Annotated in this window: 24 protein-coding genes and 2 pseudogenes; 13 read left to right on the top strand and 13 right to left on the bottom strand. The window is 67.8% G+C overall.

The window, feature by feature from the left end; all coding sequences use genetic code 11:
* The 4 genes from GA0115259_RS12700 to GA0115259_RS12715 all read right to left on the bottom strand — a co-directional run.
* The coding region (locus GA0115259_RS12700; RefSeq protein WP_107469176.1) for an NAD-binding protein at nt 1-862 on the bottom strand (862 nt) is incomplete at its 3' end.
* Between the two features lie 52 nt (nt 863-914).
* Nucleotides 915-1385, bottom strand: coding sequence for a hypothetical protein (locus GA0115259_RS12705; protein ID WP_093595310.1), 471 nt, complete (start codon nt 1383-1385; stop codon nt 915-917).
* Complete coding sequence (locus GA0115259_RS12710) at nt 1382-1783, bottom strand: ATP-binding protein (protein WP_093595313.1); 402 nt, start codon at nt 1781-1783, stop codon at nt 1382-1384. Before GA0115259_RS12710 ends, GA0115259_RS12705 begins: the two co-directional genes overlap by 4 nt.
* An 8-nt stretch (nt 1784-1791) precedes the next feature.
* Nucleotides 1792-2220 (bottom strand): hypothetical protein, encoded by a 429-nt coding sequence (locus tag GA0115259_RS12715; RefSeq protein ID WP_093595316.1) that lies wholly within the window; start codon nt 2218-2220, stop codon nt 1792-1794.
* Between the two features lie 154 nt (nt 2221-2374).
* Here GA0115259_RS12715 and GA0115259_RS12720 point away from each other — a divergent pair.
* The 3 genes and pseudogenes from GA0115259_RS12720 to GA0115259_RS12730 all read left to right on the top strand — a co-directional run bounded on the left by GA0115259_RS12720 (nt 2375) and on the right by GA0115259_RS12730 (nt 4908).
* Nucleotides 2375-3477 (top strand): annotated as a pseudogene (locus tag GA0115259_RS12720) (helix-turn-helix domain-containing protein).
* A gap of 14 nt (nt 3478-3491) precedes the next feature.
* The gene (locus GA0115259_RS12725; RefSeq protein ID WP_093595319.1) at nt 3492-4160 is read left to right on the top strand and encodes a YdcF family protein; all 669 of its coding nucleotides are present in this window, start codon (nt 3492-3494) and stop codon (nt 4158-4160) included.
* A gap of 19 nt (nt 4161-4179) precedes the next feature.
* On the top strand, nt 4180-4908 hold the full coding sequence (locus GA0115259_RS12730) for a WbqC family protein (RefSeq protein ID WP_237539956.1): 729 nt from the start codon (nt 4180-4182) through the stop codon (nt 4906-4908).
* Nucleotides 4909-5166: 258 nt separating this feature from the next.
* Here GA0115259_RS12730 and GA0115259_RS42785 read toward each other — a convergent pair whose 3' ends face one another.
* From GA0115259_RS42785 to GA0115259_RS12745, 3 genes are all read right to left on the bottom strand, one after another.
* On the bottom strand, nt 5167-5313 hold the full coding sequence (locus tag GA0115259_RS42785) for a hypothetical protein (RefSeq protein WP_345941012.1): 147 nt from the start codon (nt 5311-5313) through the stop codon (nt 5167-5169).
* A gap of 1 nt (nt 5314) precedes the next feature.
* Nucleotides 5315-5737: a hypothetical protein gene (locus GA0115259_RS12740; protein WP_141716543.1), complete on the bottom strand. Its 423-nt coding sequence runs from the start codon at nt 5735-5737 to the stop codon at nt 5315-5317.
* Nucleotides 5738-5930: 193 nt separating this feature from the next.
* Nucleotides 5931-6584: a hypothetical protein gene (locus GA0115259_RS12745; RefSeq protein WP_093595325.1), complete on the bottom strand. Its 654-nt coding sequence runs from the start codon at nt 6582-6584 to the stop codon at nt 5931-5933.
* Nucleotides 6585-6768: 184 nt separating this feature from the next.
* Here GA0115259_RS12745 and GA0115259_RS12750 point away from each other — a divergent pair.
* Nucleotides 6769-7055: pseudogene (locus GA0115259_RS12750) on the top strand (tyrosine-type recombinase/integrase); the annotation flags it as partial.
* Between the two features lie 7 nt (nt 7056-7062).
* On the opposite strand, the gene sodN reads toward GA0115259_RS12750, so the two are convergent.
* Nucleotides 7063-7458, bottom strand: a complete 396-nt coding sequence (gene sodN, locus GA0115259_RS12755) for a superoxide dismutase, Ni (RefSeq protein ID WP_066955106.1) — start codon at nt 7456-7458, stop codon at nt 7063-7065.
* A 150-nt stretch (nt 7459-7608) separates the two neighbouring features.
* Between sodN and sodX the strand changes: the two genes are divergently transcribed.
* Nucleotides 7609-8073, top strand: coding sequence for a nickel-type superoxide dismutase maturation protease (gene sodX, locus GA0115259_RS12760; protein WP_093595328.1), 465 nt, complete (start codon nt 7609-7611; stop codon nt 8071-8073).
* Here the strand turns inward: sodX and GA0115259_RS12765 are convergent.
* On the bottom strand, nt 7959-8606 hold the full coding sequence (locus GA0115259_RS12765; RefSeq protein ID WP_141716544.1) for a CGNR zinc finger domain-containing protein: 648 nt from the start codon (nt 8604-8606) through the stop codon (nt 7959-7961). The two genes, sodX and GA0115259_RS12765, sit on opposite strands and share 115 nt — an antisense overlap.
* Before the next feature lie 88 nt (nt 8607-8694).
* On the opposite strand from GA0115259_RS12765, the gene GA0115259_RS12770 reads away from it, so the two are divergent.
* Complete coding sequence (locus GA0115259_RS12770; protein WP_093595331.1) at nt 8695-9456, top strand: class I SAM-dependent methyltransferase; 762 nt, start codon at nt 8695-8697, stop codon at nt 9454-9456.
* Nucleotides 9457-9590: 134 nt separating this feature from the next.
* On the opposite strand, the gene GA0115259_RS12775 is transcribed toward GA0115259_RS12770, so the two are convergent.
* From GA0115259_RS12775 to GA0115259_RS12785, 3 genes are all read right to left on the bottom strand, one after another.
* Nucleotides 9591-10358: an amino acid ABC transporter ATP-binding protein gene (locus GA0115259_RS12775; RefSeq protein WP_093595385.1), complete on the bottom strand. Its 768-nt coding sequence runs from the start codon at nt 10356-10358 to the stop codon at nt 9591-9593.
* A 35-nt stretch (nt 10359-10393) separates the two neighbouring features.
* The gene (locus GA0115259_RS12780; protein WP_093595334.1) at nt 10394-11356 is read right to left on the bottom strand and encodes an amino acid ABC transporter permease; all 963 of its coding nucleotides are present in this window, start codon (nt 11354-11356) and stop codon (nt 10394-10396) included.
* A 123-nt stretch (nt 11357-11479) separates the two neighbouring features.
* The gene (locus tag GA0115259_RS12785; RefSeq protein WP_093595337.1) at nt 11480-12442 is read right to left on the bottom strand and encodes an ABC transporter substrate-binding protein; all 963 of its coding nucleotides are present in this window, start codon (nt 12440-12442) and stop codon (nt 11480-11482) included.
* A gap of 530 nt (nt 12443-12972) precedes the next feature.
* Here GA0115259_RS12785 and GA0115259_RS12790 point away from each other — a divergent pair.
* The 4 genes from GA0115259_RS12790 to GA0115259_RS12805 all read left to right on the top strand — a co-directional run bounded on the left by GA0115259_RS12790 (nt 12973) and on the right by GA0115259_RS12805 (nt 16218).
* Nucleotides 12973-14229, top strand: coding sequence for an NAD(P)-dependent malic enzyme (locus tag GA0115259_RS12790; protein ID WP_093595340.1), 1257 nt, complete (start codon nt 12973-12975; stop codon nt 14227-14229).
* 171 nt (nt 14230-14400) lie between these two features.
* Nucleotides 14401-15363 (top strand): zinc-binding dehydrogenase, encoded by a 963-nt coding sequence (locus GA0115259_RS12795; RefSeq protein WP_093595343.1) that lies wholly within the window; start codon nt 14401-14403, stop codon nt 15361-15363.
* A 61-nt stretch (nt 15364-15424) separates the two neighbouring features.
* Nucleotides 15425-15634: an HTH domain-containing protein gene (locus GA0115259_RS12800; RefSeq protein ID WP_093595346.1), complete on the top strand. Its 210-nt coding sequence runs from the start codon at nt 15425-15427 to the stop codon at nt 15632-15634.
* Nucleotides 15634-16218: a Clp protease N-terminal domain-containing protein gene (locus tag GA0115259_RS12805; protein WP_093595349.1), complete on the top strand. Its 585-nt coding sequence runs from the start codon at nt 15634-15636 to the stop codon at nt 16216-16218. The genes GA0115259_RS12800 and GA0115259_RS12805 overlap by 1 nt, the downstream gene beginning before the upstream one ends.
* Before the next feature lie 38 nt (nt 16219-16256).
* Here GA0115259_RS12805 and GA0115259_RS12810 read toward each other — a convergent pair whose 3' ends face one another.
* Complete coding sequence (locus GA0115259_RS12810) at nt 16257-16802, bottom strand: hypothetical protein (protein WP_237539957.1); 546 nt, start codon at nt 16800-16802, stop codon at nt 16257-16259.
* Nucleotides 16803-17093: 291 nt separating this feature from the next.
* On the opposite strand from GA0115259_RS12810, the gene GA0115259_RS12815 reads away from it, so the two are divergent.
* The 3 genes from GA0115259_RS12815 (at nt 17094) to GA0115259_RS12825 (ending at nt 20585) form a co-directional block, all read left to right on the top strand.
* On the top strand, nt 17094-17852 hold the full coding sequence (locus GA0115259_RS12815) for a GntR family transcriptional regulator (RefSeq protein WP_093595355.1): 759 nt from the start codon (nt 17094-17096) through the stop codon (nt 17850-17852).
* Between the two features lie 1098 nt (nt 17853-18950).
* Complete coding sequence (locus GA0115259_RS12820; protein ID WP_093595358.1) at nt 18951-19178, top strand: hypothetical protein; 228 nt, start codon at nt 18951-18953, stop codon at nt 19176-19178.
* 321 nt (nt 19179-19499) lie between these two features.
* On the top strand, nt 19500-20585 hold the full coding sequence (locus GA0115259_RS12825) for a helix-turn-helix domain-containing protein (RefSeq protein WP_093595361.1): 1086 nt from the start codon (nt 19500-19502) through the stop codon (nt 20583-20585).
* Nucleotides 20586-20882: the final 297 nt, after the last annotated feature.

Below are 20882 nucleotides of genomic sequence, written 5' to 3' on the forward strand. Positions count from 1 at the left end.
CGGCAGTGCGCCGACGTGCTGTACGGCAGCCGTCCGCGCCCGCCCGCCGACGCGGAACGGCTGGCCGTTCGGACGCTGATGGACTACCCGGGCTGTCTCCTGACCGTCGTACGGTGCACCGACGGGGACCAGCGCCGGCCAGGGCGGCTTCGCGGTCGCGGGCGACGGCGAAGCCTTGGGAGAGGGCCTGGGTGCGGCGGACGGGGTCGATGTCGAAGACGGTGACCTGGACGCCTTTGGCGTGCAGGAGGCGGGCGATCGAGCTGCCGAGCTTGCCGAAGCCGATCACCAGGGCGGGGCGGCCGTGGAGGATGTCACCGCGATCGCGCATGACGGCCTCGGTGGAGAAGACGACGGACTGGCCGACGAGGAAGTCCTCAGGGGCCTTCAGCGGGGAGCGGGCGACGGAGACGACGGGACAGGGCAGTTTGTCGAGGTCCTCGTAGCGGCGGTGCCCGTTTTCGGTGTCCTCGATCACCCCGGCGAGCTGGCCGGTGAAGCGGCTGTGGACGTCGGCGAGGCTGGGGGCGAAGTAGCCGCCGACGTCCAGCAGGATGGCCGTCTGGTCGGCGGCACGGGATTCGAGGTACACCAGAGCGTCGTCGGCCTGGGCGAACATTTCGCGGGTGAGGGTGTCGACCATGTGCGTCTGCTCAACTTCGCGCTTCGCGGCCGGGTGGACGGACTTCGGCTTGGGCAGCACCGCGGTGAGCCGGGTCATCGCGGCGACCGCGCGGACGAACGCGGGACGCTCGGCCAGCAGGTGCGTGATGAGGAACGACGCCGTCTGCTCACCCGGGGCGAACTGGGCGGCGATCCGGGCGAAGTAGGCGTCCAGCCGGGCGCGTTCGAAGGTTTCCATGGCAGTTCCCTCTCATCCGTTCCGTCCGGGGTCCGTGCGAGGAGATGCGGATTCAGTGGGTGCGGGCGCGTCCGAACAGCAGCCGGTCAGCTGCGAGCGCTGCATCCAGGTAGGCGTCGACCTCGGCGGCGTCAGCGGACTGCGGCAGGGGGTCCAGCCCGAGTAGGAGGATTGCCTCGCCGCTGCGGGCGACCAGTTCGGTCCAGGACCGACGGGTGGGCAGCCGCAGTGGCCGGGAGGCGCCGGGGAAGTGCACCAGCACCTGGTCGCCGACGATCTGCAGGCAACGCTCCAGCTCCGGGATGACCTCCCGGGCGCCAGCCAGGCCACCGAGGCCGGCGGACAGCCGCCGCATCCGGGTCTCGGCCGTCTCAGCGGTGCCCGAGCCGGTCGGGGCCGGTGTGCGGGTGATCAGGATGTGCGCGATCTCGCGGCCGTCCGGGCGGGTGCCGGGCCAGGTCCAGGCTGCGAGCGACACCAGCAGCCGCAGCTCAGGACCGGGCGGAGTGAGCAGGACGCTCATGCTGTCGTGCCTCCCGTGGCCTTGAAGCAGGACCAGACGATCTTCCCGAACGGAGTGCGGTCCTCGACTCCCCAGCCGTCGGCGAGCGTGTTCACCAGGATCAGCCCGCGTCCGGAGGTGTCCGTGCCAGCGGCCTGCTGGGCTTCCGGGTGCTGGCGGCGGCTGTCGTGTACTTCCAGGCGTACGACTTCCTCGTCGGCGTCGAGCTTGACCAGGAAGCCGTGTCCGGGGGCAGTGCCGTGGACCAGGGCGTTGGTGGCGAGCTCGGAGACGCAGAGCCGGACGTCCTCGGCACGCTCCGGCAGGCCCCAGTCGGCCAGGGCCTCAGAGGTGAAGGACCGTGCCTGGCTGACCGACTCGGGCCGCGCGTCGAAGAACCGCTGGGTCGTCTTGGTCATCACGGTCCTCATGACTCGGCGTCCAGGACGCGGGTGGTGCCGGGGTGACGGCGGCGGACGGAACCGCTGCGGGAGATGGAGTGGTGGGCCGTACGGGGCTTGCGGACCAGCAGCAGCCGTGAGCCGACCGCCTCGATCCGCCGCCCGCGTTCAGCGGCTATGGTTTTCGGCCCCAGGTGCGACATGGCCGGGGCGATGACGCCGTAGACGTCCGGCAGCGCGAGCACGTCCAGTAGCCCGGTGAACGCCGCTGAGGCGGGCCCGGCGGACGCGTCGCGGTCGGTGAAAACGCCGGACAACTGCAGTTCGTGGCTGCGGCAGTACTCGGCGAGCGAGGCGACCAGCGCGTCCTGCCGCGCTTGGGAGACCCGCACCAGCCGCAGGAAGCCGTAAACGACCGGGCCGCTGACCGGGCGGTGCTCCGTGAGGGGTTCCATGCTCAGGACCGTCCAAAAGACTCGACGAGTGATGACGCTCTGATCGTGGCGTCCGGCCAACTCGCGGCCAATTACCGGCCGTTCTACTTCCGTTCCACTTCCGTCCCGCCGACTGCACGGATCTGCTTCGATGACCGGTGGAAGGGAGTGACGCGTGGCGACCGTGCACCACTGGACCGGCCTGGAGGCCAAGGCCCTGCGGCTCGCCCTGCGACTGAGCGTGCGGGCCTTCGCCCAGCAGCTCGGTCTGGCAGTCGCGACCGTGTCCAAGTGGGAGAGCAAGCTCGCCGAAACCGAACCCAGACCCGATACCCAGGCCATCCTCGACACCGCCCTCGGCCGCGCGGACGCCGCTGTCCACCTGCGGTTCGAAACGCTCCTGTCCGAGATGACCAGCCCGGTGCAGAACGCCGGCCGACGCCGTGTCACCGCCTCCGGCCCCCGGGCCTGGGAGTACGAGTCCTGGGCCGACGACCTCGACCGCGTCGTGGTCGCCCTGTCCCGGCAGAACTTCGCCTTCGCCGACAGTCTCCTCACCCGGTGGCTGAGCCGATTCAAGGCCCCCGAGCTGGACGAGAAGGGCCTGTATCTCTTCGCCCGCTCCACCGCCCTGCTCGGCGACCTCAAGCGCGACCAGGGCGTTGTCCTGGGCCCGCTGTCCGCCCAGCACTCCTATGCAGGCGCCCGCGCGGTCTTCACCCAGCTCGACATCCCCCGCCGCGTCGCCCAGCTCGACCTGTCCCTCGCGGTCGTCACCGAGATGTCCGGGAAGCTGGAGATCGCCGCCCGCAACTACGAGACCCTCGCCGTCGATGACCGGCTCTCCCGCCGCGACCGGGCCCGCGCGAGGCTGTGGGTGGGGACCGCGCTGAGCAAGGACGGCCAACACGACTATGCGACCCGCGTATGCAGGCGGCGACCCGCGACTTCGAGGACCTCACCGAACCGGATGACTGGTCGGTGGCCCACCAGAAACTCGCCCTCGCCCGCCGCGGCGCCGGCGACCTGACCCAGGCCCTGCACTTCATCGACATCGCCCGCAGCAGCGGGACGACCGACTCACCGATGCAACGCGTGCGACTGGACACCGCTCATGGCCACATCCTGCTCTCCGATGCGGCGACCCGGGATGATGGACTCCTCGTCCTCGACCAGGCCGCCAAGGTGGCCGCGCAGTACGGACTTGTGCACCAACTGCGCAGTATCGAGGGCATCAAGGCCATGAGCGAGGGGCCGGTCGGCCCCCGGCAGCGGTGACCAGGGAGAAACACGTGAGCAACGACCAGCAGGGCATTACCGAGGACCAGTGGCGCCGGGCCAAGCTGATCTGGAACTACCACCAGATGCAGCACGAGCTGCGGCCCGTCGACGTGGCGATCGGGCTGGGCAGCCACGACCTCGGCGTCGCGGCCCACTCCGCCGAGCTGTATCGCTCCGGGCTCTTCCCGACCCTGGTGTTCACCGGCGGCAACAGTCCCACCACCGCCAAGGTCTTCCCGCGCGGGGAGGCCGTCCACTTCCGCGAGTACGCCATCGACCTCGGCGTCCCCGCCGAGGCGATCCTGCTGGAACCGAACGCGGGCAACACCGGGCAGAACATCACCCTCTCGCGTGAGGTCCTCATTGCTGCAGGCATCACCCCGGCGTCAGTGCTGCTGGTCTCCAAGCCCTATATGGAAAGGCGGTCGTTCGCGACCGCCCGCAAGCTGTGGCCCGACGTCGAGATCCTCTGCGCGTCGGAGCCGCTGGAGTTCGACGACTATCTGAAGTCCATCGGCGACGAGAAACTCGTCCTGGACATGCTCGTCGGCGACCTCCAGCGGGTCATCGAGTATCCAAAGCTCGGATTCGCCATCGAGCAGGAGGTCCCGGAGGACGCGCATGCAGCGTACGAGTCCCTCATCCGCGACGGCTTCACCAGCCGCCTCATCAACCCCTGACCTGCCCGAGCCGGCCGGGTTGTGTGCCATTCATCAGCCGAATTTCCTGCCCCGGCTGACCACGCTGGCCAAGCTGTTCGCGGCGGACTACTGGATCGTCCTGGACGACGTGCAGTTCACCCGCCGCGACTACCAGCACCGAGCCCGCCTTGCGAACCTCGATGACTCCGCCGGTCAGCAGTGGCTTACCATCCCCACCCGCCTGCCGAGCGGACGGCCCACCCTCATTCGCGACGCCGTGATCGACGACCCGGACCTGGCCCGCCGCAGGACCGCAGGGATGCTGCGGCAGCACTATGGGGCCAGCCCTCACTGGCCCGCCCTCGCCGAGGCACTGGATCCGGTGCTGGATGTATTCGACACCGGCAAGACCGCGACGGTTGCCGAAACCTCCACCCGCATGCTGCTGGACCTGCTGGGTTGGAGGGGCCAGGTCCTCACCAGCAGCCGTCTGCCGGCCCGGCCGGGCCGCTCCGTCCGGCTCGCGGACCTTTCCGCGGCGACCGGCGCCCGCGCGTATCTGTGCGGGATCGGTGGCATGACCTATCTCGACCCCGCCCCGTTCACGGTTCAGAACATCGCCGTGGCCTCGTTCCGGCCGCCGACCACCGGCATCTGGTCCTCCGGCCGCCGCCTCAGCGCCCTGTGGGCCTTGGCCACCCTGGGCCCGGACGCCGTGGCAGCCCGCCTCCGGGCTCTCGCCGCCCACCGCGGCCGGCTCCAGATGGCAGCCGCCCCCTCCTCATGAGGGGACGTACCACCGAACGTGGCCAGTCACGTAAGACTTCCTCGTGCACCATCGCGTACCGATGTCTGTGCTCAGCTGCATGATCCGAAGGGAGCTGAGCCGGGGCGGGCGGCGGGCAAACGCGCACGTTGCCAGCTGCGGCAGCCTGCTCCCGTAGCTGTTCGATCTCCTGGTGCTGGGCGGCCAGCCTCGAGATCGCGAGGGTCTTGAAGGCCGTGAGCTCGGCGAGATCCGCGTCTCGTTCGGTGAGCCGTTCCTTCAGCTCGGCGTCACTCCGGCCTCGGCCGCCAGGGACTTGAGATCACACCCGCCGCCCGGCGGGATCGTTCCAGCCAGCAGCCGGTCCATCGCCGCCCGGATCGCTGCTTCGTTCCGCGCACGGGTCTCTGTTGTCAGACGTCCCATCTCAGCCCTCCGTCCCGGCCGCGGCTGTCGGGCCCCCGCTGGCTGCGTCGATGTCCGCGATGACCTTCTCCGCGCGGATTAACTCCGCTTCCAAGCGGGCCCGTTCGGCCTTCTGTCCGCGCCCGAGCATCCCGATGAACACCTTGTTCTGCTCGACGGTCTTCTCCCGTGATGGGTGGTCTGGGGGCAACGGGCCGAGTCGCACATTGCCGATCAGCGGCCGATCAGCGGTCGGTGTCCCCGCGAGTTTCAGGCACAGCGCCTTCGCGAGGTCGGCGAACCAGCAGTAGTTCGCGGTCCCCAGGTGCAGGGTTTTGGCCCGTTTCGTCAGCATGCCGCAAACCTGCTGGTCGTTGGTGATCACGTTCGGTGCAGTCTGGAGCGCGTCGTCGAGCTTGCCGTCCACGCTCTGGAAGAAATCCAACAGGTCACGGGCCCCAGGGCCGGACGGCTTGATCCCCGCTCGGCGTACTCCCACTCCTTGGTGACGATGGCGAGGTTCCGCTTCTCCTCCTTGCCGACCTCCGCGAGGAATCGGGACTGCGATCCGCCAGGACGGTTTAACGGTGGAGTCGGGTATTGGAACTGCCCGTATGCCTCCCCTTGTGCCTGTTGGATCATGAGTTCCATTCGTCGCAATACTCGATGTGGATCTCGCGTGCGTCGCCGAGGATGCCGTCGTTGGAGTGGAGCTCTGTGCAGAAGTACGGGTAGTTCGGGTGGATGGGGACGTAGCCGGGCCCGTTGTGAGCGATGTCGAGGAAATGCTGGGCGGTCTGTCTGAACACCTTGGCGCTGCCGGTCATGAACAGGGTCTCGGCGTGGAGGTGCTGGTGGAACAGGTCCCGGTTCTCCTGGTAGTGCCGTGCCTCGTAGGCGACCACGGCATCGCCTTCGAGCCCTGAGTCGAGCAGCGTCACGGTCTGCGGGCGGCCTGGGCCGAGGCGGCTGCGGATCTCTTTCCAGCGAGCTGGCGCGAACTGCAGCGAGTGATGTAGCAGCATGAGATCAAGCCGGCGTGTCGCGTCTTCCGGCAGTTCGCGGGAGGGGGGCTGGTTGCCGCGTATCGGTAGGTGGATCAGCGCGCCGGGTGACGTGGCGGCGAGTGCCCATAGGCCGCCAATCCGGCGTGCGGCGTCCTGGTCGAGGTAGGCGTCCAGGTGCCGGTCGTGATCGATGAGCACCGCGTGGGGCAGTGGCCGAGCAGGGCGGATAACCTTGAACTCCGTTGCCCCGAGGCGTGCGTGGTGGATAATGATGGGCAGTCTCATGGGTTCTCCGAGACACGTTGGCTGACATCGACGGCGTAAGCGGCCCAGACTCCGCCTGATGCTTGTTGCCACTGGACAGCGACCCACACCTCGGCCTGCAGTCCGAGCACCTGGCCGAGGTCACGGCTTGGGTCTCGCAGTTACCCACAGCCCGCGCCGTCTGACGACTGAAGCCCTCGATTCAGTCGAGCGTGAGGGGCGAAAACCCGTCGAGCTGGCCCACCACATGGTGACCCACGATCTGCGCCACTTCTTCGCCTCTGCCCTCATCGCTGGCGGAGCGAGCGTCAAACAGGTCCAGCTGGTCCTCGGCCACGCGTCCGCCGTCATCACGCTTCGGATCTACGCCCACTTGTGCCCGGGCGAAGAAGACCGCACCCGGACCGTCATGCACGCCGTGCTCGGCGGCTGCGGACCGGGTGCGGACCGGAAGACCAAACGACCAAGGAAATCGCAGGTCAAACGGCATGATCGAAGATCAGGCCTTCTTCGTCTCCCAGAAGATACGGTCGATTTCGGCGATGAGCTCCAGCGCCTTCTCGCCCGTCTTCGGGTCGGTCGACGCCTTCGCGGCGGAGAGCGCCTTGAGGGTGTCGTTGACGAGCTGGTGGAGCTGGGGGTACTTCTCGAAGTGCGGGGGCTTGAAGTAGTCGCTCCAGAGCACCGAGACATGGTGCTTGGCGAGCTCGGCGCGCTGCTCCTTGATGACCGTCGCGCGCGCCTGGAAGTGGGCGTCGTCGTTGCCCTGCATCTTTTCCTGGACGGCCTTGACCGACTCGGCCTCGATGCGGGCCTGGGCGGGGTCGTACACACCGCAGGGGAGGTCGCAGTGGGCGCTGACCTTCACCTTCGGGGCAAACAGGCGGGAAAGCATGGAGCTGTCCTTCCTCGTGATCGTCTTCTCAGGTGCGACATTACTCGGTGAGAAGCGTGATTTCGCGAGTGCCCCCTAGGGCTTAGGACGAAAGTCCGGGGTGAATATGGGACCGGTGGCGGGACATACGGTGGGACCGGGAGGTGCCGGATGACGGAGGACGGGCAGGCGGAGGACGGGCGGACGGAGCGCGGGCGGCGGCCCAGAGCGCAGTTGGGGATCGCCGAGGTCATGGGGCCGTCCATGTATCCGACGCTCAAGCACGGCGATCAGCTCCTGGTGCACTATCGCGCCCCGGTGAAGGCGGGCGACGTCGCGGTGCTCAGGCATCCGCTGCAACAGGATCTGCTCATCGTGAAACGGCTGGTTGAGCGGAGCGACGGCGGCTGGTGGGTGCTCGGCGACAATCCCGGTGCCGAGGGCGACAGCCGGGTGTTCGGGACGGTGCCCGAGGAGTTGCTGCTGGGCCGGGTCAGGGCGCGCTACCGGCCGCTGGGCGGTCAGTGCTCGGTGCGCGCGGTCATTTCCTGGCTGTTCTCGGCGGTACGGCTGGTCCCGGCGGTACGGCCCGTGCCGGCGGAGCGCTCGGTCTCCAGGCGTTTGCGGGCCCGGTAGGCGGCGACATTGGCCCGGGTCGCGCAGCGGTCGGAGCAGTAGCGGCGCGAGCGGTTGGTGGAGGTGTCCAGATAGGCGTTGCGGCACGGTGCCGCCTGGCACAGCCCCAGCCGGTCGACGCCGTGCTCGGTCAGATGGAACGCGAGGCCCATTGCCGCGGTCGCCGCGTATCCGGCCGTCGCGTTCGAGGGATGGTCCGCGAGATGCATGTGCCAGCGCGGACGGCCCTCCTCGTCGAGATAGCCGTGGCCGGAGATCTGCGGGCTGACGGGAAACTCCAGCAGCAGGGAGTTGAGCAGATCCACCGCCCGGGTGTCCTCGCCCGCGTCGGCGGCGGTGAAGACCGCGCGCAGCCGGGCCCGTACCGAGCGGAAGCGGGTCACATCCGCGTCCGTCGCGCGGCGCGCCGCCTGGGAGCTGGGTCCGAAGAGGGCGCGGACGGCCTCCACCGAGGTCAGGGTGTCCGTGCCGCGGGCCGGTTCCTCGGTGTTGACCAGGCGTACGGCGGAGTCCGAGTAAGAGGCCAGTTCCACTTGTAGTCCTTACGGAAGCGGTCTAGAGTCGGGGCGAGTGTGGATGTAATGGCTGTTTATGGTTCTAGGGTATTACAAGGGAGGGCTCATGGCAGAGACGGCGGCCGGGACCGACTGGCGGGCCTGGCAGGAGAGCTGGGACCGCCAGCAGGAGTGGTACATGCCGGACCGCGAGGAGCGCTTCCGGGTGATGCTGGACATGGTCGAGGCCGTGGCCGGCCCCGAGCCCAGGGTGCTCGACCTCGCGTGCGGTACGGGAAGCATCACGGACCGGCTGCTGCGCCGCTTCCCCGGTGCCACCAGCACCGGTGTCGACCTCGATCCGGCCCTTCTCACCATCGCCCGCGGCTACTTCGACGGCGACGAGCGCGTGAGCTTCGTGACCGCGGATCTCGCGGATCCCGGCTGGACACGGCTGCTGCCTCCCGGCCCTTACGACGCCGTCCTCACCGCGACCGCGCTCCACTGGCTCAGTACCGGGCCGCTGGCCACGCTGTACGGACAGCTCGCCGGGCTGGTCAGGGACGGCGGCGTCCTGATGAACGCCGACCATATGACGGACCTGGGCACGCCCCGGATCAACGCGGTGGAGCGCGCGCACCGGCACGCCGGTATGGACCGCGCCAAGGCCGCGGGCGCCCTCGACTGGGCGGAGTGGTGGGATCTCGCCCGTAAGGACCCGGTCCTCGCCGAGCCGACCGCCGAGCGGTTCGCGATCTACGGAGAACACGCCGACGGCGACACACCGTCCCTGGACTGGCACACGCGGACGCTCCTGGAGGCGGGCTTCGGCGAGGCGCGCGCGGTATGGGCCTCGCCCTCCGACACGCTCGTACTCGCGCTGAAGTAATCCGGGCGGGCGCTGAGGCGCGCGGGACACGAAGGTGGTACGGGCCGGGCGCCCGTACCGGTGAGGGCGGTACGGAATCGTCCGTACCGCCCTCACCGCCGCCCCGGCCATCGCTCTCGTTACGGCACCTTCCGTTACAGCACCTTCGACAGGAACGACTTCGTCCGGTCGTGCTGAGGGTTCGTCAGGACCTCGCGCGGATGGCCGGATTCGACCACCACACCGTCGTCCATGAACACCAGGGCGTCACCCACCTCGCGGGCGAAGCCCATCTCATGGGTGACCACGATCATCGTCATACCGTCCTGGGCCAGATCCCGCATGACATCGAGGACATCGCCCACCAGCTCCGGGTCGAGGGCCGAGGTCGGCTCGTCGAAGAGCATCAGCTTCGGCTTCATCGCCAGCGCGCGGGCGATCGCCACCCGCTGCTGCTGGCCGCCCGAGAGCTGCGAGGGATAGTGGCCGGCCTTGTCGGCGAGGCCCACCCGGTCGAGCAGCCGCTCGGCACGGGCGCGGGCCACGGCCCTGGTCTCACCGGCAACCTGGACCGGTGCCTCCATGATGTTCTCGATCGCCGTCATATGCGGAAAGAGATTGAAGCGCTGGAAGACCATGCCGATGTCCCGGCGCTTCCTGGCGACCTCGCTGTCCTTCAGCTCGTACAGCTTGTCGCCCTTCTGGCGGTAGCCGACCAGCTCGCCGTCGACCGACAGCCGGCCGGCGTTGATCTTCTCCAGATGGTTGATGCACCGCAGGAAGGTCGACTTGCCCGAGCCGGAGGGCCCGATCAGACAGAAGACCTCGCGCGGCGCGACCTCCAGATCGATGCCCTTGAGGATGTGCGAGGCACCGAAGGACTTGTGGACGCCCTCGGCCCGCACCATCGGCGTCCCGTTCATGCCGCTGTCCTTCACCGTGTCCTTCACCGTCCGGGTCATGCCACGCCTCCCTTGGGCCGGCCGAGGGAGAACAGATTGACGCGGATGCGCTGGAACGGCGTCGGCGGCAGGCTGCGGCTCGAACCACGCGCGTAGTAACGCTCCAGGTAGTACTGGCCGATGCTGAGCACCGAGGTCAGGATCATGTACCAGACGGCGGCGAGGAAGAGCATCTCGACCGTGGCGCCCGAGGTCTGCGAGACATTCTGGGTCGCCCGCAGCAGCTCCGTGTACTGCACGGCCACCGCCAGCGACGAGGTCTTCAGCATATTGATGACCTCGTTGCCGGTGGGCGGCACGATCACCCGCATCGCCTGCGGTACGACGATCCGGCGCAGCGTCTTGCCATGGGTCATGCCCAGCGCGTGCGCCGCCTCCGTCTGGCCCTCGTCGACCGACTGGAGACCGGCCCGGCAGATCTCCGCCATGTACGCCGCCTCGTTGAGCCCGAGGCCCAGCAGCGCGCAGAGGAACGGAGTCATGAACGAGGACCACTCGTCCTTGTAGACCGGCCCGAGGTTGATGTACTCGAAGACGATGCCCAGGTTGAACCAGACCAGGAGTTGCACATAGACCGGTGTGCCGCGGAAGAACCAGATGTAGAACCACGCGATGGCGGAGGTCACCGGGTTCTTCGACAGCCGCATCACCGCCAGGACGATGCCCAGCACGACGCCGAGCAGCATCGCGAGCACCGTGATGACCACGGTGTTCTTGACGCCCGTCAGGATCTGACCGTCGAAGAAGTAGTCGGGGAGGGCGCCCCAGTTCACATCGGCCTGCGCGAACGCGTAGACGAGCGCGACCAGTACGCCGATCGCGACGACCGCGGACACGTACCGCCCGTAGTGCCGCACCGGAATCGCCTTGATGGATTCCGGTGCGACGGGCGCCGCGTCGCCCGGGCCGTCCTTGGGGCCCTCCTGCGGGCCGTCCGACTTGTGGATGTCAACCGTCACGGATGTCGCCTTTCAGAGCCTTCGCGGCCGTGTTCCGAGGCTGTGTTTCGGAGCCGTGTTCCGACGCCGACGCCGACGCCGGAGCCCAGGCCGAAGCCGTTCCTGAGCCGTATGCGGACGGGCTCAGGATCCGCCGTTCAGCTTGGCTTCTGTGACAGCGCCCGCCTCGACACCCCACTTGGCGACGATCTTGCCGTACTCACCGTTCTTGATGACCGCGTTTAGGGCGGCCAGCAGCGCCTTCGACAGCTCGTTGCCCTTGGCCACGGCGATGCCGTACGGAGCGGCCTCGACCTGCTCGCCCACGAGCTGGAAGTCATTGCCGCCGCCCGAGGTCTTCACGGCGTACGCGGCGACCGGGAAGTCGCTGGAGCCGGCGTCGGCGCCGCCGCCGCGCAGCCGGGTCTGGGCCTCCAGGTCGTTGTCGAAGGCCTCCAGAGTGATCTTGCCCTTGCCGGCCTGCGTACACTTCTCGCTCTCGGCCTTGGCCAGATCGTGCGAGACGGTGTTGCGCTGGACGACCATCTTCTTGCCGCAGAGGTCGGACCAGGCGGCGATGCCCTTGTCGTCACCCTTCTTGGTGTAGATCGAGACACCGGCGGTGAAGTAGTCGACGAAGTCGACGCCCTCGCCGACCTTCTTGCCGGTGTCGCCGTCCACACCGTTCTGCCGGTCCGCGGTGTCCGTCATGGCCGACATGGCGATGTCGTACCGCTTGGAGCGCAGACCGGTGAGCAGGGTGTCGAAGGTGCCGTTCTCGAACTCGAACGTCACCCCGAGCTGCTTGCCCATCGCGTCCGCGAGGTCCGGGTCGAAGCCCACCGTCTTGCCGGACTTGTCCTTGAACTCGATCGGCGGGTACGCGATGTCCGAACCGACCTTGATCTTGCCCTTGTCCTGGATCGCCTTGGGAAGCTGGTCGAAGAGCGGCGCCTTGTTCGTCTCGGAGGTCTTCGGGCCTCCGTTGCCGCTGTCCGTCTGGTCGCCGCAGGCGGTCAGCAGCAGTGCGCCGGCGACCGCGATCGCGCCGGCCGTGGCGATGCGGGACCTCGCGGCGGTCGTACGGCGGGTGGTGCGTGCGATCATGATCGGGATCCTCCGGCGGTGAGGGAAGCTGCCAAGTGGCCGGGCACGCGTCTTCGAGTGCCGCGACCATTTGTGATTAGGGCATCCTGCCATTCGGACTGGCCCATTCAGGGGGCCGAGCATGTCAAAATCGGGTAACGGGACACCCCCCACCCCCAACATGGCGGTACCGCAAGGCCGGACCTTCTGTTGGAATGCCTTCTTCCGGCCGGAGGATCTCCGGTTCATTGCCGTTCCCCGTCATGATCCATGCCATATGCGAGAGATGTCGGAGATGCTCGGCAGCCGCGGCCATGGGCCGTGTCGCCGCGGCCATATGGACTCGTGGACGCGGAGGTCCGTCGGGTAAGAAGGACGATCACACCCCTCATCCGGGGCCCAGGGCGCGTGTGCGGCGCGCCCGCGTGTCCGTACGGACTCTGCCGGGCAGGTCGACCGGCCTCGCGGGGCGCGGACGCGGTGCCCACCCACCCCTCCTCAACCAGGAGCGGCCACCCTCAACCGATGAAGACGTAAGGGGTCACCACCACATGGCAGCGGAGATCGTGAATCCTCGCAGCACCGACACCGGCAGCGATGCCCGCAGCGATGCCGATGCCGGCACCGGCACCGGCACGGGCATCGACGCCGACCAGGCATTCGATCCGGCCTTCGCGCTGCACCGCGGCGGCAAGATGGCCATCCGGGCGACGGTGCCGATCCGGGACAAGGACGATCTGTCCCTCGCGTACACACCCGGCGTCGCCAAGGTGTGCAGCGCCATCGCGGACCGGCCCGAGCTGGTCCATGACTACACCTGGAAGTCGCAGGTCGTCGCCGTCGTGACGGACGGTACTGCGGTGCTCGGCCTCGGCGACATCGGGCCGGAGGCCTCGCTCCCCGTGATGGAGGGCAAGGCGATCCTGTTCAAGCAGTTCGGCGGTGTGGACGCGGTGCCGCTGGCGCTCGGCACCACCGACACGGACGAGATCATCGAGACCGTCGTACGGCTCGCGCCCTCCTTCGGCGGAGTCAATCTGGAGGACATCTCGGCGCCACGCTGCTTCGAGATCGAGCGCAGGCTCCAGGAGCGGCTGGACATCCCGGTCTTCCACGACGACCAGCACGGCACGGCCATCGTGACGCTCGCCGCCCTGCGGAACGCGGCGAAGCTGACCGGGCGCGCCCTGGGCGAGCTGCGCGCCGTGATCTCGGGCGCGGGCGCGGCCGGTGTCGCCATCGCCAAGTTCCTGCTGGAGGCGGGCATCGGCGATGTCGCCGTGGCCGACCGCAAGGGCCTGGTCAGCCCGGACCGCGGCGATCTGACCGATGTCAAGCGGGAACTCGCCGGGCTGACCAACCGGGCCCGGCTCTCCGGCTCGCTGGAGTCCGCGCTCTCCGGCGCGGATGTCTTCATCGGCGTGTCCGGCGGTACGGTGCCGGAGCCGGCGATCGCCTCGATGGCGCCCGGAGCGTTCGTCTTCGCGATGGCCAACCCGAATCCCGAGGTCCATCCCGATATCGCGCACCAGTACGCGTCGGTCGTGGCGACCGGGCGCAGCGACTTTCCGAACCAGATCAACAATGTGCTGGCCTTCCCGGGAATCTTCGCGGGAGCGCTCCAGGTGCGGGCGTCCCGGATCACCGAGGGCATGAAGCTCGCCGCGGCGAACGCGCTCGCGGATGTCGTCGGTGACGAACTCGCGGCGGACTATGTGATTCCGTCGCCGTTCGACGAGCGGGTCGCGCCGTCCGTGACGGCGGCGGTGGCAGCGGCGGCGCGGGCGGAGGGCGTGGCGCGGCGCTGAGCTGAGCTGAACTGACCGCGTCGAGCGTCGGTTTCGGTTTCGGATTCGTACGGGCCGTGTCGTATTCCCTTCCTCTTGGACGGGGTTCCTCTTGTAACGGGGTACGGCGCGGCCCGCGTCACAGGCCGTGGCGGTTCCGGCGCGCGGCCCGGTCGCTCTAATGTCGGGGCCATGTTTGCCGCCTACGCAGCGCGTACCGACTTCAGCGATCCGCTCAACGGCCTTGTGCTGGGCGAGCGCCCGGCGCCCGAGGTACGGCCCGGCTGGACCACCGTCACGGTGAAGGCCGCCTCCCTCAACCACCACGACCTCTGGTCGCTGCGTGGCGTCGGGCTGCCGGCCGAGAGACTCCCGATGATCCTCGGCTGCGACGCGGCCGGGCTCGACGAGGACGGCAACGAGGTCGTCGTGCACTCCGTCATCGGGCAGACCGGCCATGGCGTCGGGCCGCGCGAGACCGGCTCGATCCTCACCGAGCACTACCAGGGCACCTTCGCCGAGCAGGTCACCGTGCCGGTGTGGAACGTACTGCCCAAGCCCGCCGGGCTCACCTTCGAAGAGGCCGCCTGTCTGCCCACCGCCTGGCTCACCGCGTACCGAATGCTCTTCACCAACGCCGGTGTACGGCCCGGGGATTCGGTGCTCGTCCAGGGCGCGGGCGGCGGCGTCGCCACCGCCGCGATCGCCCTCGGCAGCGCGGCGGGCCTACGGGTGTACGCCACCAGCCGTGACGCGGCCAAGCGGGCGCGCGCCGTCGGACTGGGCGCGCTGGAGGCGTTCGAGCCGGGCGCGAGACTGCCGCACCGGGTGGACGCGGTGATCGAGACGGTCGGCGCGGCGACCTGGTCGCACTCCGTCAAGTGTCTGCGACGCGGCGGCACGCTGGTGATCTCGGGCGCCACGAGCGGCGACCGGCCGGCGCACGCCGAACTGACCCGGATCTTCTTCCTGGAGCTGAAGGTCGTCGGCTCGACGATGGGAACCAAGGACGAGCTGGAGGATCTGCTCGCGTTCTGCGCGACGAAGGGGGTACGTCCGGTGATCGACGCGGTGCTGCCGCTGGACCGGGCGCGGGAGGGGTTCGAACGGATGGTGGCGGGCGATCTGTTCGGGAAGGTCGTGCTGACGCCGTAAGGGCCCCGCGCAAGTGTCAACTTTGATTGACACGCCCTGCTTGTCAACGTAGATTGACACCATGACCGAAGCAACGGATCTCGCCGAGCGGGCGGGCGACCGCGACCCCAGGGTCGGGCTGAGGGCGGTCGCCGCGCTGCGGCGGCTGCTCGAACAGCTCGAAGCCGTACAGGTGCGCAACGCCCGTAACCAGGGCTGGTCGTGGCAGGAGATCGCGGAGGTGCTGGGCGTCAGCCGGCAGGCCGCGCACAAGAAGCACGGGAGGCAGTGATGTTCGAACGGTTCACCGAGGGCGCCCGAGGCGTGGTCACCGGCGCGGTCGGTCACTCCGAGCGCATGGCGGCGGACTCGGTCACCGAGGAGCACATGCTGCTCGCGCTGCTCGACCAGGAGGGTACGCGCGCGTCCTTCGCGTTCGCCGCGCTCGGGATACGGGATCGCCGCCCCGCCGTCGAACAGGCCCTGGCGGACGCACGCAGGCACGGCGGCCTGTCGAAGGCGGACACGGACGCGCTGGCCGATATCGGGATCGATGTGGGCCGGATCGTCTCGAAGGTCGAGGAGACGCACGGCAAGGGCGCGATGCGGACGGGCGGGACGGCCGGCCGCCCGAGGCGCTGGTGGTCGGGCCACCGGCCCTTGACCCCGGGCGCGAAGCACACGCTGGAGAGATCCCTGCGTATCGCGGTGGGCCGCGGCGACCGCCACATCGGCGACGAACACCTCCTCCTGGCCCTGGCGGCGCGCCCGGGCGTCGTATCGGAGGTCCTGGCGGACCATGGCGCGACGTATACGACGCTGGAGCGGACGATGTTCGCCCCCGCGCTCCCACCCGACCTCCCGGCAACCGGCTGACGGGCTAGTCGGCGATTGGTCTCTCGGAGACACGGAGTTCACGCGCGTCCGGGTTCAAGATCGATGACCGTGTAGTCGTCCAGGCGCATGACGAGTTGTCCTGCTCGGACCCAGTGGATGAGCGGGTCGTCGAAGGACACTCCCGTAGCGTCCACCGGGACCGGATCGGGGTGCCCGGGACGGTAGAGGGCACCCTGTACCCCTGCCGGAGTCCAGGCGCGGACTCGGAGTGCGGCGTACTGGCCACGCAGATGAGGGCAGGCCCGCACGGAGTTGAGGGCGCAGGGCGCGCACAGGGGAGGATGGGTTGTGGTGAGGTCGGCGGGCCAGGCGCCAGGGTGGTCCGAGTCTTCACCCATGATCCAGAGGACGCCCTCGGCGTTGCGGTCGGCGGGCCGGGCGCAGATTTGGCAGAGCAGTTCGCTCATGGCCCGTCGCTGCCGTAGAGCGTGCACCTTGCCGAACTCGGGTCGGCCTTTGCCGGGCAGCGAGGGGACACGGGTCCAGAGCACACCGTCGGTGTCGCGGTCGTACGGTCGCTCGTCCGCGTAGCCGATACCTCTGCCGCGTGCGACAACGCGCATGTGGGGTGTTCGTTCCGCACTCCATCTGGCGATGTACGGAACGGCGATCGCGGCCCCACCGAACGCGGCTGCGGTCGACGTGTCGGCCCTTGATGACGGCATGGGACCTCCCCACTCGTGAGGTCACCCTTTTTCTGCGGCAACCTCTCCAGACATCTTGAGTGAAGTGCACATCTCTAGAGATGTCAACAATATGTCTAGAGATCCTGGCGTTCTTGCTCGACGGTCCCTCGAAGTGCGGTGGTGCGGGCGTGAATTAGGGTGTCTAGAGAAGAGGCGGGAGGTTTACGCATGGTGACCGAGGGCGATGACCGTCGGCCGAAGTACCAGCGCATCGCGGATGCGCTTCGGGATGCGGTCCGGACCGGGGAGTACGGGCCGGGAGCGAGGTTGCCGGGTGAGAACGACCTGATGGCTGCCTATGGCGTGGCCCGGATGACCGCGCGGCAGGCGCTCGGGGTGCTGCAGAGCGAGGGCATCGCGGAGTCCCGCAAGGGCGCCGGGGTTTTCGTACGGTCGTTCCGTCCGCTGAGGCGGCGCGGTGTCGAGCGGTTGTCGGGTGACCGGTGGAACGAGGGACGCTCGATCTGGTCGACGGACACCGAGGACCGGCCACTCGTTGTCGACCAGCTCGGTGTGACCGAAGAGCCTGCCCCGGAACGGATCGTGAGAGCTCTCGGCATCGATCCGGGCGACGCCGTGTGCGTACGAAGCCGGCGCTATGTCCTGGAGGGCAAGCCGGTCCTGCTGGCCACCAGCTTCCTGCCCGCCGCCCTGGTCACGGGCTCGGCCATCACCCGGGAGGACACTGGTCCCGGCGGAATCTACGCCCGTCTCGGGGACCTTGGCTTCAGGCCGGTGCACTTCAGGGAGGAAGTCCGCTCGCGCATGCCGTCCCAGGACGAAGCGAATCGGCTGAGCCTGTCCGCAGGCACGCCCGTCATGCTCATCTGTCGCACGGCGTTCACTGTGGAAGGCCGGCCCGTCGAGGTCAACGAGATGACGCTCGACTCCGCTTCGTACGTACTCGAGTACGGCTTCGATGCGTAGCTGGCCTTGGCCGGGCTGTCTGAGTAGTTGGCCCGGTGAGGCGTCGTTGGTGTCCTCCGCCCGCTTGCGCCGCCACCGACAGTCGAGCGCCGATGCGGCGATGCGCTATGCCGATGGTTGATTCGCCCGGATGAGTGGAAGTGTGAGTGCTTCATCGACTCCACGGCCATCGGTGAGACTCGCTTGCTTCCGACGCCTGAGCGGTATCGGCGCAGGGCGGAGTGAGATCGCCGTTGCTCGCTGAAGTCTGGAGCGTGCGTGAGGGCCTCACTCCGCGTAGCCCCTTGCCGTGGTGACGGCGGGTCAGTCGTTCTGCGACTGGTCGGTCATGGCAGCCGACCACTTGGCGACGCCGCACTCATAGCCCCAGGGCCGGCGGGAATGATTTCTGTGCCACGGACGGCCTGTACGGGATGCGGTTGAATCTGATGGACGCTCCACACCGGGGGAACTCGGGAGTGCTACTTGTCTTGCCCGTCACTGTGTGATCATGTCGCCGGACCGAGCTGCTCCCTGTGATCGTTCAGGTGAGGCCCTCGCTGTGCATCTTTGTGAGTGCTCAGGGGTGCGGACACCCCCGCTTCGCGGAACGCTGGCGTCCTGGGCGACTTCGTGCCTGAGGACGCTTGGGCGAACAGCCTTCCTGACCGTGCATTGGGTATAACGGGCACACAACTCCCCACCCGAGCGGCGTTCCTGGCGAGCCGCAGGGTAAGTCGTGACGTGCGGTCGTGTCGGACGCGCCCAGCGGTCGCGCCGACGAGGGCGAGCACTGAAGGCGACGTCGGTTTGTGGCAAGGGGATTTGAGGATTTTTTGAGCGACCGAACTGGCATGGTTGCCCGTACCATCGAGCCTTTTAGGTTGCAACTATGCTTCTGGCCAGCTTAGTTAGGGAACCTTCCCATCAACCTTCTGGTCCAGGGTGAACTTGGTGTGCGAGTCCCCATCTGACTACCTCTCGAACGCTCGTGTGGTGCACCTTGACCGCACGTTTGCTCGGGTAAGGTCATCACACCTCTCTTCCGTCCAGTAGTCGACGGGCGACGTACGGGCCAGTCGGCTCGACTTCACCCAACGGAAGGGAGCAACGATTCGGATGGCCGACTCTGAAAGGTCTCAAGGCCGGGACGATGACGCGCCGGACCCGCAGGAACAGGAAGAGAACCTGGATGCGGGCCGGGGCGACGGGATCGCGGGCCAACGAGACCAGCAGGAGCCGGATCGCGGTGTCGCGCCGTGGCAGTCCTGGGTCAGGCTGGCAGTCGAGGTCATCTTTCCTCTTGTCAACCAGATTCTGGACCTGATCAACGGCAGCGGTGGATGAGGGTCGCCCCCTCACCCACCGCCTGATGCTGAAGCCGGCACGGACCCGCGTTCTAGATTCCACTCCTGGACGCGGGTCCATCTCGTTCAGCGTACGAAGTGCCCGTCTCTGGGCAGTCTCACCGCCAGCATCTCGGCTGACGCAATGACAGTGCCCGCCGTACGCGGTTGGCGAAACACTTATTGACCCTAAGCGATACCGCTCTTCGATTCTGACCAGCGCAAACGCTGTTCTTCCCTCATCTGAGTGGATCGCCGAGCTTCATGTTGTCCTTAGACGGTACCGTGAGACGTTGGCGAAGCAAGACTGGGGGAGTCCTCAATGGCTCGTGGGACAGCAAAGTTCGACGCAAAGATCCTTCAGGGCCTACGTGCCAGCAGGGAAGTGGATGGACGCAAGCTGAGTGCGGCTGACCTCGCCCGCCTTCTGGGCACATCGAAGGCCCGGGTGCTTGCCTACGAGGCGGGAACATCTGTACCCGAGCCAGGACGAATCCGAGAGATCGCTCAGGTTTTCCGAGTCCACTCCCGCGAGCTGTATGAGCCCACTCGAGGTCGATACGATCAGATCAGAGACCTTCGTTCCTACGCTGGTCTCACCGCGACGCAGTTGGCAGCACGGATCGGAGTCAGCCGCGCGACCTACCGGGACATCGAGGCTCTTGCGATACTGCCTGCGCGGGATGACGGCACTCTCCCGCTGAGGCTGTCAGAGGCGCTGGGTATCCCTTTGAGCATGGTCCACAGAGCACTTGATCACCATCCCGAGGCCGCCGCTCGGCGCGCAGCCATCGCCGAACGCCTCACAGAAATCTTCGATCGTGCTCACGTCCAGTATCAGCCAGCCGTGGTAAACCCTGACGAGCCTCTGCTGGTAGAGATCACCTCGATGCTGCGTCGGTCGAGCGGCGTGGTGTGCAGACTGGTGAATCACGAACTGGGCCTCTACCGCAATCTGCTCAGGCGACTGGCAGTTGTTCGTCTCAGCGTTGCTTATGCCCAGAGTGTCAAAGCCGCAGAAGAGGCTGGCAGAGAGGGTGATCGGCTGGAAGAGTTGATCATCGAGCATCCGGTGCGCGCCGCCTCCAATCTGGTCAGGTTCCTTGCTGAAGCGATGACCAGCCAGCAGTGGCGCACCGCAGTGGTGCTGTTGGAGACGGGCAGCGCGTGGGCCCCCGAATCCGCCGACCAGGAAGAGACCCAAGTGTGGGAGGTGTTGGTCGCGCGTGGAATCGTCTCAGTAGAGCGGGAACGCAGTGCTTTCGCTGATGGTGTCAGGGTGAGCATCACACCCGAAGGATGGCGCCGGTGCACGCAGCAAGCGCCTCTGTACGGATGCCTGTACCCACGCATTGCCAGCCCTCGAGTTTCGCGCCCTGCTCCCCGGCGGTTCGTGTACCCACCGTGACTAGCGCGACACCGAAAGTTCGCCAGCCCGGCTGTCGGAGCGTTCCAGGTCTCCAGTGCTCTTCGAGCGGTGGCCCGTTGGGGCGAAGCGGGGTTGGTTGGGGATGCCATCGCTGTCACCGTGGGTATGGCGGGCAGGGGGCGGGGGTCTCTACGAACCTCGGAGACATTTGTGGCAGGGCGCTTTGCCTCTGAGCTGGTTCCGGACGCACCCGGGATCCCGCGCGTCTCCGTATGGGAAATGTCTGACTCCAGGTGCCCGGCGAGGATTGGTCGGCCTCCCGTGCCGTCCGGTCGG

Origin of the sequence: Streptomyces sp. MnatMP-M17 (assembly GCF_900091995.1) — a bacterium.
Lineage (GTDB): Bacteria > Actinomycetota > Actinomycetes > Streptomycetales > Streptomycetaceae > Streptomyces.

Bases quoted from the DNA above. Each gene is read 5' to 3' on its own strand.
- GA0115259_RS12825 (WP_093595361.1), top strand. From the start codon at position 19,500: ATGGCTCGTGGGACAGCAAAGTTCGACGCAAAGATCCTTCAGGGCCTA.
- GA0115259_RS12775 (WP_093595385.1), bottom strand. From the start codon at position 10,358: ATGAACGGGACGCCGATGGTGCGGGCCGAGGGCGTCCACAAGTCCTTC.
- sodN (WP_066955106.1), bottom strand. From the start codon at position 7,458: ATGCTTTCCCGCCTGTTTGCCCCGAAGGTGAAGGTCAGCGCCCACTGC.
- GA0115259_RS12820 (WP_093595358.1), top strand. From the start codon at position 18,951: ATGGCCGACTCTGAAAGGTCTCAAGGCCGGGACGATGACGCGCCGGAC.
- GA0115259_RS12800 (WP_093595346.1), top strand. From the start codon at position 15,425: ATGACCGAAGCAACGGATCTCGCCGAGCGGGCGGGCGACCGCGACCCC.
- GA0115259_RS42785 (WP_345941012.1), bottom strand. From the start codon at position 5,313: ATGGGACGTCTGACAACAGAGACCCGTGCGCGGAACGAAGCAGCGATC.
- sodX (WP_093595328.1), top strand. From the start codon at position 7,609: ATGACGGAGGACGGGCAGGCGGAGGACGGGCGGACGGAGCGCGGGCGG.
- GA0115259_RS12790 (WP_093595340.1), top strand. From the start codon at position 12,973: ATGGCAGCGGAGATCGTGAATCCTCGCAGCACCGACACCGGCAGCGAT.
- GA0115259_RS12770 (WP_093595331.1), top strand. From the start codon at position 8,695: ATGGCAGAGACGGCGGCCGGGACCGACTGGCGGGCCTGGCAGGAGAGC.
- GA0115259_RS12805 (WP_093595349.1), top strand. From the start codon at position 15,634: ATGTTCGAACGGTTCACCGAGGGCGCCCGAGGCGTGGTCACCGGCGCG.
- GA0115259_RS12795 (WP_093595343.1), top strand. From the start codon at position 14,401: ATGTTTGCCGCCTACGCAGCGCGTACCGACTTCAGCGATCCGCTCAAC.
- GA0115259_RS12785 (WP_093595337.1), bottom strand. From the start codon at position 12,442: ATGATCGCACGCACCACCCGCCGTACGACCGCCGCGAGGTCCCGCATC.
- GA0115259_RS12705 (WP_093595310.1), bottom strand. From the start codon at position 1,385: ATGAGCGTCCTGCTCACTCCGCCCGGTCCTGAGCTGCGGCTGCTGGTG.
- GA0115259_RS12745 (WP_093595325.1), bottom strand. From the start codon at position 6,584: ATGAGACTGCCCATCATTATCCACCACGCACGCCTCGGGGCAACGGAG.
- GA0115259_RS12810 (WP_237539957.1), bottom strand. From the start codon at position 16,802: ATGCGCGTTGTCGCACGCGGCAGAGGTATCGGCTACGCGGACGAGCGA.
- GA0115259_RS12715 (WP_093595316.1), bottom strand. From the start codon at position 2,220: ATGGAACCCCTCACGGAGCACCGCCCGGTCAGCGGCCCGGTCGTTTAC.
- GA0115259_RS12710 (WP_093595313.1), bottom strand. From the start codon at position 1,783: ATGACCAAGACGACCCAGCGGTTCTTCGACGCGCGGCCCGAGTCGGTC.
- GA0115259_RS12815 (WP_093595355.1), top strand. From the start codon at position 17,094: ATGGTGACCGAGGGCGATGACCGTCGGCCGAAGTACCAGCGCATCGCG.